This is a genomic window from Amycolatopsis bullii, from assembly GCF_014654205.1.
Taxonomy (GTDB): Bacteria; Actinomycetota; Actinomycetes; order Mycobacteriales; family Pseudonocardiaceae; genus Amycolatopsis; species Amycolatopsis plumensis.
Genome location: NZ_BNAW01000092.1, coordinates 1 through 11,874, shown reverse-complemented (window position 1 = coordinate 11,874; position 11,874 = coordinate 1). Strand labels below are relative to the sequence as shown.

Here is an 11,874-nt window from a genome sequence, read left to right as displayed (position 1 = left end):
GTTCGGACAGTCCGAACGCGACCCCCGCTTGCCCTCGTGAGTGGGAAACAGGGTTCCAACCCTGTTTCCCACTCACGAGGGGTGGGTGCTCAGCCCGACTGCGGGTCGCTGTCGTCGTGCTCGTCGCCGCCCGACGTGCCCTGCTCGCCGCGGAGGGTTTCGCGCTGGGCCTCCGGCGTGTCGCCGTGCGGGTCGTCGCCGCGGGGGCCTTCCGCGGGATCGGTCGGGTGCTGCGTGCGCTCTTCGGACGTCATCTCATGCCTCCTTCACGGTCCTTTCCACCCCGGATACCCCGCCGCGCACGGCTCAACCACCGGCGTTTGCCATGATGATCGCCGGGTAAGCCGGGGAGCGACGCGGTTGTCCGCCGGCGATCGCGCCGGGACCGCGGCGAGTGAAGGAGACCCAGATGACCACGTCGGCGGAACCCGTCCGCCCGGGCCCCTTGGCCGCCCGGTCCGTCGTCCCCCAGCCCGTGCCGCCCGCCCCGCGGATGCTGCGGCTGCCCGGCGTCTACCGCCCCCAGGAAGACACCGCCCTGCTCGCCTCGGCGATCGCGGAGCTGGCGATCCCGGCCGGTGCGCGGGCCCTCGACCTGTGCACCGGTACCGGCGCGCAGGCGATCACGCTCGCTCGCCGCGGCGCGGGAACCGTGGTCGCGGTGGACCTTTCGCGCCGGGCGCTGGCTTCGGCGCGCCTCAACGCGCTGGTCCGGCAGCTCGCCGTGCGCCCGTGCCGGGGAGGCCTCGGCCGAGCCCTGCGCGAAGGCCCGTTCGACGTCGTCGTCGCGAACCCGCCGTACGTGCCGTCCCCGGCGCCGACGGTCCGGTCCACCCGGGGCTGGGACGCCGGTCCGGACGGCCGCGCGCTCTTGGACCCGCTGTGCGCCGCCGCGGCGACGCTCCTGCGTCCGGGCGGGACCATGCTGCTCGTCCAGTCGACCATGGCCGATCCGGACAAGTCGCGGGAAATGCTGGCCGCGCAGGGATTGCGGACTTCGGTGGCGCGCCGCGCGCGGATCCCGTTCGGCCCGGTCCTTTCCGGACGGACGGAGTTCCTCGAGGCGGCCGGGCTGATCCGGCCGGGTCAGCGGATGGAAGAGCTGGTGGTGCTCCGTGCCGACCGCTGAGCGGGAGCCCCGCCGGGTGACCGTCGTCCCGGGTGGCCCGGTCCTGGTGGAGGGACCGGTCGAGCTGTGCACGCCCGAGGGCGAGCTCGTGCGCTCCGACCGGTTCCTGGTCGCGGTGTGCGCGTGCCGGCGCAGCAAGCGGTTCCCGTTCTGCGACACCAGCCACCGCAAACGCGTCCGCACGCAGGCGAACGACTGACCGAAATGGCCTCTCGGCGGACCGGGAGGCCATTTTTCGTCAGGTGCGCAGTGACGACTTCCCGGCTTTCCACCGCCTCAGCAACTGCTCACCGAACCGGCCCTCGAGGAACTCGGTCGCCTGGATGCCGAACACGACGTCGGCGGCCAGCTCGGGCTCCTGCTCCAGCAGGTCGCCGAGCACGTCGTGACGCATGACCTGCTCGTGGACGGCGTCCGCTTCGATGTGCTCGGTGTAGAAGAACCGGCACGCCTCCGGGGCGTCCAGGCGCCGCAGGGCCTGGTCCATCCGCTGCGCGGAGGGCGCCGTGGTGATCTCCGCCGCGGCGAAGTGCCCGCACAGCGCGCCCCGCAGCGACCGGTGCAGGCCGAACAGCGACATCATGTTGACCACCGCCAGCATCGCGCCGGGGACCTGGTCGATGAGGGCGAGGTAGCCGTCGGGCAGGCCGGCCGCGCGCAGCAGGTCGGCGTAGAGGCGGGCGTGCACGAGCTCCGCGCGGCCGCCGCCGAACTCGTCGAACTCCACCGCCACCAGTGCGGCCTTGGCGCGGCCGCGCAACCGGGGAATCACCCACGCGTGCGGATCGGCTTCCTTGTGGTGGTAGATCGAGCGGTGCGTGAAGTACTCCCGCACCTGCGTCCAGTCGCCGTGGTCGCGCAGGTAGTGCGAGACGCCTTCGACGTCGATCGGCTCGACCAGCAGGTCGTCGAGTGCCGCTTGGACGTCGTCGCCGCCCGGCACGCTCTCGCGCAGCGCGGTGAGGAACCGGGCCTCGAGCGCGCCGCGCAGGCGGAGCAGTTCCGGATCCCATTCCCAGTCGGGGGACACGCCCGGCAGGCCCTGGTAGTGGAGCTCGTAGCACAGGTGCAGGGCCAGCTGGAGATCGTCGCCGAGCGGGTCGGCGTCCGCAAGACCGTCGAAGTCCAGATCCGCCCGCGGCTGCTCGCGGAGAAGCGTGCCCAGCACCGACGCCGACAGCGGACCCCGCGCGGCGGGCAGGGTGAGCGCCGCAGTGGTGGAAGTCGTCATGATCCCGGCTACCCCGTCAGCAGCGATCCATGCCCCACGGGCACAGTCGCCGCGGTGAGCCACCGCACCGCCTCGGCCGTCCCGCGATCGGCCACCGCGCGCTGCCGCGCCGCGCCGCTGCCGCCGGCGCGCACCGCCTCGACCAGCTTCCGCACCTCGACCAGGTCACCGCTTTCTTCGAGCGGCGCGCGGACGTGCGCCAGCAGCTCCTCGACGAGCGTCCACGCGGGCCGCCGCGTCTCCTCGACGGCGTCCACCAGGCTCCCGGACAGGCCGTGGCGCGCCGCGGCCCAGACCGCCGCCGCGGCCACCTGGGGCGACAGCGGCGCTGCCTCCCGGCCCTCGGCGAGGTCGGCCAGGGCCCGCTGCACCAGCGCGCGGCTCAGCAGGGCCTGCAGCACGGCGTGGTCGACGGTCAGCGCGGTGTCGGCCACCCGGAACTCGACCGTCGGGAACCGGCCGGACGGCCGGGCCAGCCAGAACGTCTGGTCCGGGTCGACGAGCGCGCCGCAGTCGACCAGCGTCTCGACGGCCCGGCGGTACTCCGCGTGCCCGCGCAGGTGCGGGGCGACGCCGGAGCCGGGGAAGCGCGACTGCAGCACCATCCGCCAGCTGTCGTAGCCGGTGTCGCGCCCGTGGTCGAACGGCGAATTGGCGGACAGGGCGAGCAGCGTGGGCAGCCACCGGCCGAGGTGGTTGACGACGGCGACCGCGGTGTCGGGATCGGCGACGCCGACGTGGACGTGACAGCCGCAGGCCTCGTAGTCGGCGACGACCGCGCCGTACGCGGCGTCGATCTCGGCGTACCGGCCGGTGCTCGGGGGCGGCTGCGTGGCCGGTCCGGGCCCGACCGGCGTCCCGGTGGCCAGGAGCGCGCAGTCCTCGGCCGCCGCGGCCCCGGCCAGCACCCGGCGCGCGACGGTCAGCTGGTCGCGGAGTTCGCCGGCCGTCGTGCAGACGCCGCTGGCGGCTTCGAGCTGGGTGAGCCGCAGCTCCCGGTGCACCCGGACGCCGTCGGGCAGCGGCCCGTGGTGGCGGTACCGGGCCAGCACCGGTTCGGCGCACGGTGAAGCGTGCCCGGTGCGGGGGTTCACGAGGAGGAACTCCTCTTCGACACCCATCGTGGGCGGGCCGTCGGACATGGGTCGGGCTCCTTCCGGACGGGCGTTCGCCGGGGTTACCCGTTCGGTGCGCGGAAATGCACCTGGACCCGGGTCTTGTTTCACCGCTCGCGCACGGCGGGTACCTCGCACCCATGACGACTCACGAGCGGCTGCGCGTGATCGGGGCCGAAGCGCCGCCGACGCACGGGCTGCCTGCACCGCGCGCCCCGTCCGACGGCGATCCGGGGAGCCGCATCCGCTGGAAGAGTCCCGACGCGGTCGTCGTGGAGGTCACCGGCGAGGTGGACCTGTGCACGGTGACCGGGCTGGCGGCGGTGCTGGACGAGCACATCCGCGCCCGCCCCGGCGTCCTGCGGGTCGACCTCGGCACTGTCGGTTTCCTCGGCGGCGCGGGCATCCGCGTGCTGCTGCGCGCCCACCGGCACGCCGAGGCGACCGGCGTCCACCTGGTCGTCGACCCGGGCGAGTCGCGTCCCGCGATCCGGGCCCTCGAACTGCTCGACCGCCTTCAGGATTAGTCGCCCGTCAGCAGGTCGACGACGTCCTCCGCGCGCTCCCGCTCCGCGAACCGCCGCCGCTGACGGTCCGCGCCGCCACCCTCGGCCGCCAGCCGCGCCGTGCCTTCCCGGGCGAATTCGAGGTCACCGGCCGCTTCGAGCGCGGGGGCGACGAGCTCCACGAGGTCGTCGAGGACCGCCTTCGTCGGTTCCAGGTCTCCGCTCTTCGGGTGCGGGCAGCAGCCGGTGACGCCTTCGCGCGACGCCCGCCACATCTGCGCGCGCAGCACCTCGTTCGACAGGTGCGGCGCGGGTGCGCCGTCGGCCAGTGCGGTGGCGACCAGCCCGCGCGCCAGCACACCGAGCAGGACCGCGTCTTCCGGGACCGCCGCGACGTCGGCGATGCGGAACTCCAGCGTCGGCTGCTTGTCCGACAGCCGGACGTCCCAGTAGATCATCCCGCGGTCGAGGATCGAGCCCGCGCGCAGCCAGCCGTCGACGATGCTTTCGTACTCGTCCAGCGAGGCGAACCGCGGCGGCGGTCCCGCCGACGGCCACCGGCTCCACTGCTGGTAGCGCCAGCTGCAGTAGCCGGTGTCGTAGCCGTCGGAGATCGCCGAGTTCGCGGTCACCGTCAGCAGGGCGGGCAGCCACGGACGGATCCGGTTCAGCACCTGGACGCCGGTTTCCTTGTCCGGGATCGCGACGTGCACGTGACAGCCGCAGGTGAGCGACGTCCGCGCAGTGGCGCCGAAGTGCTCGGCCATCCGCTCGTAGCGCGGGTTCGGCGTGATCACGGGCGGGTTCGGGTCGAACAGGAGCGGGGCCGCGGCCGGCAGGACGCGGTACCCGCGCCGCCGGGCGGCGCCGTCGAGGTCTCCGCGCAGGCTGCGCAGCTGGCGCAGGGCTTCGGTGTGGGTCCGGCAGACGTCGGTGGCCGCCTCGGCCTGGTGACGCGTGAGTTCGTGCTGCAGCTCGCCCTGGTCGTCGCCGGCGGCCTCCGCCGCGTCGACGACGTCGTCGCCGGCGTGGGACAGGTGGCCACGGCGGTCGACGACGAAGAACTCCTCTTCGATGCCGAACGTCAGCACATCGCCCATCGGTTGGTTCACCGCGGTTCTCCTGGGGTCGGGACCGCATGAATACCCGAACGGCGGTTTCGGCAAACGGCGTTTTCCGGCGCGGGGAACGGGTACCCGACCGTCCATGTCGACCGACGCCATCGTGCTGCTCAAGAACGACCACAAGACCGTCGAGAAGCTCTTCAAGCAATTCGAGAAGGCCGGGGAGGACGCCTACGAAGAGAAGCGCAGGATCGCCGACTCGATCATCGAAGAGCTGACGGTCCACGCCTACATCGAGGAAGAGATTTTCTACCCGGCGGCGCGGGAAGCCGTGCCGGAGACCAAGGACCACGTTCTGGAGAGCGTCGAGGAGCACCACGTCGTGGTGTGGATGCTGTCCGAACTGCTCGGGATGGACCCGAAGGAGGAGACCTTCGACGCGAAGGTCACCGTGCTCACCGAGAACGTCCGCCACCACGTCGAAGAGGAAGAGGACGAGTGGTTCCCCGAGGTCCGCTCGGCGATGGGGCGCAAGCAGCTGCAGGAGCTGGGCCAGCGGATGATCGACGCCCGTTCCCAGGCACCGAAGAACCCTCTGGAACTCAAGAGCGCCAAAGCCTGACCGCCGCCGTGCGCTCGTGAGTGGTAAGGCGGGTCAGAACCCGCCTTACCACTCACGACTAGCGGGCCACGACGCGGATCGACTTCAGCTCGGAGTCGGCGGGGTCGGGCAGCTGCATGCCCGCGCCGAGGCCGCTGCGCAGGTAGTCGAGCATCGGCTGGGTGATCACCTCGCCGGGCAGAACGCCAGGCGCGCCGGGCGGGTACGGCGTGATCATCTCGGCCGCGATCCGGCCCGCCGCCTCGGCCACGGGCACCTGCTCGATCTCGCCGAAGAACGCGTCGCGGGGCAGCATCGCCGTCTCCAGTTCCATCTCCCGCGGCGACGGCAGATCCACCTTCGGCGGCTTCTCGAACGACGGTGCGGCCTGCACCAGCGCGCCGATCGCATCGATCAGCGTGCCCGCCGTCTTCTCGTCGTCGGAGTGGTTGAACTGGGCCACGATCCGGCGGTGGTCGGACAGGCCCACGGTGACGCGCTGGTGCTCGCGCAGCCAGTCGGCGGCCTGGTAGCCGCTGATGCCCAGCGGGTCGAGGTCGAGCACGACCTTGAGCGGGTCGACCGAGTCGGCGAGGTCCGGGCCGAGGAACTCGTCGTGCATCACCGTCAGGCCCAGGTCGGCCAGCCGGCCGCGGACCGACTTCACGAGCGTGAGCGCGCCGTCGATGAGCTCCTTGCCCTGCTCGGCCATCTGCCGGCGCCAGCCGTCGAGGGCCGCGTAGACCAATGAGCTCGCGCTGGTCGTGCCCAGCAGGTCCTCACGCGACTTCAGCACGTTCGGGTCGACGCGGTCGCCCTGGAGGTGGAAGACCGAGCTCTGCTCCACCGCCGCGCCCATCTTGTGCACGCTGGTGACGCAGACGTCGGCACCCGCATCCATGCCCCACGGCGGCAGGCCGTCGTGGAACGGCAGGTGCGCGCCCCACGCCTCGTCGACGATCAGCGGCAGCCCGCGTTCGTGGCACCACTCGGCGATCGCCCGCAGGTCGCCGCACGTGCCGTAATCGGTCGGGGTCACCACGAGCGCGCCCTTGACCTCGGGGTCGCTCTCGTAGGCCTCCGCGAACTCCCGCACACCCGGCGGGTGGCTCAGGTGCCGCTCGGCGTCCCAGTGCGGCCGCACCCACACCGGCCGGACGCCGCTGACGATCAGCCCGGAGATCACCGACTTGTGGACGTGCCGCGGCACCAGCAGCTTCTCGTGCGGGCCCGCGACGGCGAGCATCGCGCTCTTCACCGAAAGCGAGCTGCCGCAGGTCGAGAAGAAGGTGTGCTCGGCGCCGACCGCGTCGGCCATCAGCGCCTGCGCGTCGGCGAGCACGCCCTGGCGCATCAGGCGGTCGTCGAGGCCGTTGAGCGCGATGACGTCGGACTTGAAGACGTCCGCGCCGACGACCTCCAGTACCCGCGGGTCGATGCCGCGGCCCTGCTTGTGGCCGGGCGCGTTGAACGGAACGTAGCCGGCGCTGTGGTAGTCGCGCAGCGCCTCGAGCACCGGTGCCTTGCTGTGGTCCATGGCGCCGGAGTAGCCGGACGCGGTCCGCGCGAAACACCCCGGTGGCATGACCGTCCGTGGTTGGGGTATCCCGGAGGGCATGGAGTGGCACGAGGAGCTGCACGAGCGGGCCGACGAGCGCATCGAGCACCTGGACGAGCGGCTGTGGGCCGTGGCGACCGCGCTGCACGAGCGGCCGGAACTGTCCTATGAGGAGTACGCGGCCGCCGAGCGGCTCACCGCCGAGCTGGCCGCCGACGGCTTCGAGGTGGAAACCGGGATCGCCGGGCTCCCCACCGCGTTCGTCGCGCGCGCCGGGGAAGGGCGGCCGTGCGTCGCGCTGCTGCTCGAATACGACGCGCTGCCCGGCCTCGGGCACGCCTGCGGGCACAACCTGATCGCGGCGACCGGCCTGGGGGCCGCGCTGGCCGCCAAGGACGTCCTGGGGGACGCCCCGGGCTCGCTGCTCGCCGTGGGCACCCCGGCCGAGGAACGCGGCGGCGGCAAGGTCGCACTGGCCGAGGCGGGCGTGTTCGACGACGTGGACGCGGCCTTGATGGTCCACCCCGGCGTCCACTCGTGGTCGTGGGCGCCGCTGACCGCGCAGGTCGAGCTGAAGGTGACCTTCCACGGCCGGGCCGCCCACCCGACCGGCGACCCGGAGCACGGCATCGACGCCCTCGCCGCGCTGATCCAGGCGTTCGGCGCGGTCTCCGCCCTGCGCCAGCGGCTGCCGGCCGGGTCGCACGTCCAGGGGATCATCACCGAGGGCGGCGAGGCCACGAACATCGTCCCCGACCGCGCCGAAGGCCGGTTCGGTCTCCGCGCGCTGACGACCGACGCGCTCGACCGCCTGGTCGAGGACGTGACGACGTGCGCGGAAGGGGCGGCGCTGGCAACCGGGGCGAAGGTCGACGTCGAACGCCTCGGGCGCGGGTACGCGCACTTCCGCGACAACCCGGTGCTCTCGGAGCGGTTCACCGAGCACCTGGCGGCGTGCGGCATCCACGCGACCCCGCCGGCGCCGGGCGTCTTCCTCGGCTCGTCCGACATCGGCGACGTCAGCGTCCGCGTCCCGGCGATCCACCCGTTCGTCGCGATCACGGCGGAGGAGATGTCGGACCACACCCCGGAGTTCGCGCAGGCGGCGGCGAGCCCCCGCGGCCGGGTGGCGATGCTGGCCTCGGCGGCCGCCCTGGCGCGCACGGTGATCGACCTGCGGACGCACCCGGCACTGGTCAGCCGCGCGTGGGACTGCTTCCGGGACTCGGCGCGGAACGGCCGCTGACCGGACCCCGATGCAGTGAATGACTCGTTCCTGGCGTCCGACGCCAGGAACGAGTCATTCACTGCGTTCGGTGGGCGCTGACGGGTGACCGCCGCAGGAGGCGCTCCACGTGGTTCATCGCTTCCCGGCCTTCCGGGATCGCCTGCATGAGCCAGTTGTGGAACATGCCGGGGTATTCGCGGTAGTCCAGCTCCGTCCCGGCGTCCCGGGCCCGGGCGCGGAACCGGCGGCAGTCCGGCAGCAGCACGTCCCGCGTCCCGATGAACAGCGTGATCGGGGCGAGCCCGGTCAGGTCGGCGTGGATCGGGCTGACCAGCGGATCGCGCGGATCGGTGCCCTCGGCGTACATCCGCCCGGCCTCGCGCAGCCCGGCGATGCCGAGCATCGGGTCGGTCTCGTCGAGCAGCTCCGACACGGGGTCTTCGAGCAGGACGTCCAGCCACGGCGAATACAGGACCAGTCGTTCGGGCTGCGGGCGGCCGTCCGCGCGCAGGTTCTGCGCGATCGCCAGCGCGAGCGCGCCGCCCGCGGAGTCACCGGTCACCACGACCCGCTCGGCCTCGATCTCGTCGTAGGCCGCCTGGACCATCGGGACGGTGGCGGTGTGGTCGTGGTGGGGGACCAGCGGGTACACCGGCAGCGTCACCGCGCAGCCGAGCCGGGCGACCAGGTCGGCGGCGTACCGCCAGTGGTGCTTCTCCACCTGCTCGACGTACCCGCCGCCGTGCAGGTGCAGCACGTGCAGGTCGCACGCCCGCACGCCCCGTGGCCGGAATGTGTAGCAGGGGAAGCCGAGCACGTCGTGGTGTTCGACGTCGACCCGCCGCCGGACCTTTCGCGGCGGCCGGGTCATCGACGGCTTCTGGTGCCGCGGCAGCCGGTGGTGCAACGCCGAGGCGTTGTCGTAAAACCGTTTCTGGCCCGACGCCCGCAGCACCGCCATCCTGACCTTCGCCTGCACACTGACCACAACACACTCCTTCCCGTCCGCACCCGGTTACCCGGGCGCGGACGGGCGCTAACTAGGCGACCGAGGTGTAGTGCGACGCGTCACCTTCGAGCGACTCGCTGGACCGCCCGTCGATGCCGGCCGGAACGTCCCCGGCCACCGTGACGCGGTTGAGCCGCCGCGGGAGGCCGTCGTAGTTGTCGATCGCGTAGTGCTGGGTGATCCGGTTGTCGAACAGCACCAGCTGGTCCGGCTCCCACGTCACCCGCACGATGTTCTCCGGCCGCGTGACGTAGGACTGCAGCAGCCGCAGCAGGTCCCGCGACTCGGTCACCGACAGGCCTTCGATCCGCTGGGCGAACCCGCCGATGAACAGGCCGCGTTCACCGGTGACCGGGTGCACCCGGACCACCGGGTGCACGGTCCGGTACTTCCGCGAGACGAACTGCGCCCGGCGCTCCCGCTCCTGCTCGTCCACCGTCTCCGGCGGCTGCACGTAGTCGTAGTCGTTGGTGTGCACCGCGCGCAGCGTGTCGGCGAAGGCGCGCAACGGTTCCGGCAGGTCCCGGTAGGCCGCGGCGGCGTTCGCGATCAGCGTCTCCCCGCCGTAGGGCGGCACGACCAGGCTGCGGAGCGTGCTGGCCTTCGGCGGGTTGAGCACGAAGGTGACGTCGGTGTGCCAGTGGTTGGCGCGGCCGCGCTCGCTGTCGACGGGCAGGATCGTCGGCGCGCCCTCGACGGCGGGCACTGTCGGGTGGGCCTTGGTGAGCTCGCCGAAGTGCGCGGCGAACCGCTGCTGCCCCTCGTCGTCGAGCCGGGCGTTCCGGAACACCAGCGCCTTGTGCTCGTGCAGCGCGTCGGTCAGGAACGCCACCTGCGTGGCGTCGAGATCACCGGCGGGGTCGAAGCCGACGACCTCGGCGCCGATCCTCCCGGTCAGCTTGCGGACGTCGGTGCCGATGGTGGTCATGCGGGCTCCTTCACTCGGTTGCGGTTGACCGGCCGCGCGAGGCCGTAGTGCTCGCGCAGGGTGGTGCCGGAGTACTCGGTGCGGAACAGCCCGCGCCGCTGCAGCTCCGGGACGACGAGGTCGACGAAGTCGTCGAGCCCGCCGGGCAGGGTGGGCGGCATGACGTTGAAGCCGTCGGCGGCGCCGCCGCGGTACCACGCCTCCAGCTCGTCGGCGACCTGGACCGGCGTCCCGGCGAAGACCCGGTGCCCGCGCCCGCCGGCCAGCCGTTCCAGCAGTTGCCGGATGGTGAGGTCCTCGCGCCGGGCCAGGCCGACGACCAGGTCGAACCGGCTCTGGCCGCCCTCGGTGAAGCTGCCGACGTCGGGCAGCGGCCCGTCCAGCGGGTAGCGGGTGACGTCGTGGTCGAGCATCTTGGACAGTTGCCGCAGCCCGTAGTCCGGGATGATCAGCGCGTTCAGCTCGGCTTCACGCGCCCGCGCCTCGGCTTCGGTGCGGCCGAGGATCGGCGATATGCCCGGCAGGATCTTGATTTCGTCCGGCGTGCGACCGTACTTCGCGAGACGGCCCTTGACGTCGTCGTAGAACGCCTTGCCTTCGGGATGAGTCTGCTGCGCGGTGAACACGGCTTCGGCGTGCCGCGCCGCGTACTCCTTGCCGGTCTCCGACGACCCGGCCTGCACGAGCAGCGGGTAGCCCTGCACCGGGCGTTCGATGTTGAGCGGCCCCCGCACCTGGAAGTGCGGGCCGTCGTGGGCGATCGCGCGGATCCGGTCGGTGTCGGCGTAGACGCCGCTCGGCCGGTCGACGACCGCGGCGTCGTCGTCCCAGCTGTCCCAAAGCTTCTTGACGACCTCGACGAACTCCTCGGCCCGGTCGTACCGCGCGTCGTGCGACGGGCGCTTGGCGAGGTTGAAGTTGCAGGCTTCGTCGATGCCCGCCGAGGTGACGATGTTCCAGCCCGCGCGGCCGCCGGAGAGGTGGTCGAGCGAGGCGAACTTCCGGGCCAGGTGGTAGGGCTCGTTGTAGGTCGTCGACGCCGTCGCGATCAGTCCGATGTGGACCGTGGACGCGGCGAGCGCCGAGAGCAGGGTCAGCGGTTCGAAGTGGCTGTGGGAATTGTGCTTGACGTTGCCCCACAGAGCGACGCCGTCGGCGAGGAAGATCGAGTCGAGCTTGCCGCGCTCGGCGGTCCGCGCGATGTCCACGTAGTGCCGCAGCGTCCGGGCCCGGTGCGGGTCGGTCGACGGGTGCCGCCACGCGGCTTCGTGGTGGCCGTTCGGCATCACGAACGCGTTGAGGTGCATCATGGCTTCTCCATAAGATTGTCGGTGTTCAGGACGGGGTGTCCTGGATGCGCGGGGCGATGGGGTGTGGCTGATGGTTTCTTGCCTTCGAGGTGGCTTCCGAGGAGTGGTCGCTCCGTCGTTCTGGACGCCCTGGCCGCTGATTGAGATCTGCGCTCGGTCGCTGTTTATGGAGATGCTGGCGGGTCGTCCACGGGG

13 protein-coding genes are annotated in these 11,874 nt (G+C 72.2%); 5 read left to right on the top strand and 8 right to left on the bottom strand.

Going from position 1 to position 11,874, the window contains the following annotated elements; genetic code table 11:
* Positions 1–89: 89 nt before the first annotated feature.
* Positions 90–254, bottom strand: coding sequence for a hypothetical protein (locus tag IE317_RS43665; protein ID WP_191317235.1), 165 nt, complete (start codon positions 252–254; stop codon positions 90–92).
* A 155-nt stretch (positions 255–409) separates the two neighbouring features.
* Here IE317_RS43665 and IE317_RS43660 point away from each other — a divergent pair, with 155 nt between their 5' ends.
* Positions 410–1,129 (top strand): methyltransferase, encoded by a 720-nt coding sequence (locus tag IE317_RS43660; RefSeq protein ID WP_191317234.1) that lies wholly within the window; start codon positions 410–412, stop codon positions 1,127–1,129.
* The gene (locus IE317_RS43655) at positions 1,116–1,328 is read left to right on the top strand and encodes a CDGSH iron-sulfur domain-containing protein (RefSeq protein WP_191317233.1); all 213 of its coding nucleotides are present in this window, start codon (positions 1,116–1,118) and stop codon (positions 1,326–1,328) included. Before IE317_RS43660 ends, IE317_RS43655 begins: the two co-directional genes overlap by 14 nt.
* A gap of 39 nt (positions 1,329–1,367) precedes the next feature.
* Here IE317_RS43655 and IE317_RS43650 read toward each other — a convergent pair whose 3' ends face one another.
* Positions 1,368–2,360 carry an iron-containing redox enzyme family protein gene (locus IE317_RS43650; RefSeq protein WP_191317232.1) on the bottom strand — a complete coding sequence of 331 codons (993 nt, stop codon included), beginning with the start codon at positions 2,358–2,360 and terminating at the stop codon, positions 1,368–1,370.
* Between the two features lie 8 nt (positions 2,361–2,368).
* Complete coding sequence (locus IE317_RS43645) at positions 2,369–3,502, bottom strand: carboxylate-amine ligase (RefSeq protein ID WP_191317231.1); 1,134 nt, start codon at positions 3,500–3,502, stop codon at positions 2,369–2,371.
* A gap of 113 nt (positions 3,503–3,615) precedes the next feature.
* Between IE317_RS43645 and IE317_RS43640 the strand changes: the two genes are divergently transcribed.
* Positions 3,616–4,002, top strand: a complete 387-nt coding sequence (locus tag IE317_RS43640; RefSeq protein WP_191317230.1) for an STAS domain-containing protein — start codon at positions 3,616–3,618, stop codon at positions 4,000–4,002.
* Here the strand turns inward: IE317_RS43640 and IE317_RS43635 are convergent.
* Positions 3,999–5,093 (bottom strand): carboxylate-amine ligase, encoded by a 1,095-nt coding sequence (locus tag IE317_RS43635; protein ID WP_191317229.1) that lies wholly within the window; start codon positions 5,091–5,093, stop codon positions 3,999–4,001. The genes IE317_RS43640 and IE317_RS43635 overlap by 4 nt on opposite strands.
* Before the next feature lie 94 nt (positions 5,094–5,187).
* On the opposite strand from IE317_RS43635, the gene IE317_RS43630 reads away from it, so the two are divergent.
* Complete coding sequence (locus IE317_RS43630; protein ID WP_191317228.1) at positions 5,188–5,667, top strand: hemerythrin domain-containing protein; 480 nt, start codon at positions 5,188–5,190, stop codon at positions 5,665–5,667.
* 58 nt (positions 5,668–5,725) lie between these two features.
* On the opposite strand, the gene IE317_RS43625 is transcribed toward IE317_RS43630, so the two are convergent.
* The gene (locus tag IE317_RS43625; RefSeq protein WP_191317227.1) at positions 5,726–7,231 is read right to left on the bottom strand and encodes an aminotransferase class I/II-fold pyridoxal phosphate-dependent enzyme; all 1,506 of its coding nucleotides are present in this window, start codon (positions 7,229–7,231) and stop codon (positions 5,726–5,728) included.
* Here IE317_RS43625 and IE317_RS43620 point away from each other — a divergent pair.
* Positions 7,230–8,450, top strand: a complete 1,221-nt coding sequence (locus IE317_RS43620) for an amidohydrolase (RefSeq protein WP_229903244.1) — start codon at positions 7,230–7,232, stop codon at positions 8,448–8,450. The two genes, IE317_RS43625 and IE317_RS43620, sit on opposite strands and share 2 nt — an antisense overlap.
* A 58-nt stretch (positions 8,451–8,508) precedes the next feature.
* Here the strand turns inward: IE317_RS43620 and IE317_RS43615 are convergent, their stop codons facing one another.
* Genes IE317_RS43615 through IE317_RS43605 form a run of 3 tightly spaced genes read right to left on the bottom strand, consistent with a single transcriptional unit; the run spans position 8,509 to position 11,679 of the window.
* Positions 8,509–9,420, bottom strand: a complete 912-nt coding sequence (locus tag IE317_RS43615; RefSeq protein WP_191317226.1) for an alpha/beta hydrolase — start codon at positions 9,418–9,420, stop codon at positions 8,509–8,511.
* Positions 9,421–9,472: 52 nt separating this feature from the next.
* On the bottom strand, positions 9,473–10,369 hold the full coding sequence (locus IE317_RS43610; protein WP_191317225.1) for a TauD/TfdA dioxygenase family protein: 897 nt from the start codon (positions 10,367–10,369) through the stop codon (positions 9,473–9,475).
* Positions 10,366–11,679 (bottom strand): LLM class flavin-dependent oxidoreductase, encoded by a 1,314-nt coding sequence (locus tag IE317_RS43605; protein ID WP_191317224.1) that lies wholly within the window; start codon positions 11,677–11,679, stop codon positions 10,366–10,368. Before IE317_RS43605 ends, IE317_RS43610 begins: the two co-directional genes overlap by 4 nt.
* Between the last annotated feature and the right edge of the window lie 195 nt (positions 11,680–11,874).

What these genes read in the sequence shown, in the direction of transcription:
- IE317_RS43665 (WP_191317235.1), bottom strand. Translation starts at nt 254, where the DNA reads ATGACGTCCGAAGAGCGCACGCAGCACCCGACCGATCCCGCGGAAGGC.
- IE317_RS43660 (WP_191317234.1), top strand. Translation starts at nt 410, where the DNA reads ATGACCACGTCGGCGGAACCCGTCCGCCCGGGCCCCTTGGCCGCCCGG.
- IE317_RS43650 (WP_191317232.1), bottom strand. Translation starts at nt 2,360, where the DNA reads ATGACGACTTCCACCACTGCGGCGCTCACCCTGCCCGCCGCGCGGGGT.
- IE317_RS43645 (WP_191317231.1), bottom strand. Translation starts at nt 3,502, where the DNA reads ATGTCCGACGGCCCGCCCACGATGGGTGTCGAAGAGGAGTTCCTCCTC.
- IE317_RS43640 (WP_191317230.1), top strand. Translation starts at nt 3,616, where the DNA reads ATGACGACTCACGAGCGGCTGCGCGTGATCGGGGCCGAAGCGCCGCCG.
- IE317_RS43630 (WP_191317228.1), top strand. Translation starts at nt 5,188, where the DNA reads ATGTCGACCGACGCCATCGTGCTGCTCAAGAACGACCACAAGACCGTC.
- IE317_RS43620 (WP_229903244.1), top strand. Translation starts at nt 7,230, where the DNA reads ATGACCGTCCGTGGTTGGGGTATCCCGGAGGGCATGGAGTGGCACGAG.
- IE317_RS43625 (WP_191317227.1), bottom strand. Translation starts at nt 7,231, where the DNA reads ATGCCACCGGGGTGTTTCGCGCGGACCGCGTCCGGCTACTCCGGCGCC.
- IE317_RS43610 (WP_191317225.1), bottom strand. Translation starts at nt 10,369, where the DNA reads ATGACCACCATCGGCACCGACGTCCGCAAGCTGACCGGGAGGATCGGC.
- IE317_RS43605 (WP_191317224.1), bottom strand. Translation starts at nt 11,679, where the DNA reads ATGATGCACCTCAACGCGTTCGTGATGCCGAACGGCCACCACGAAGCC.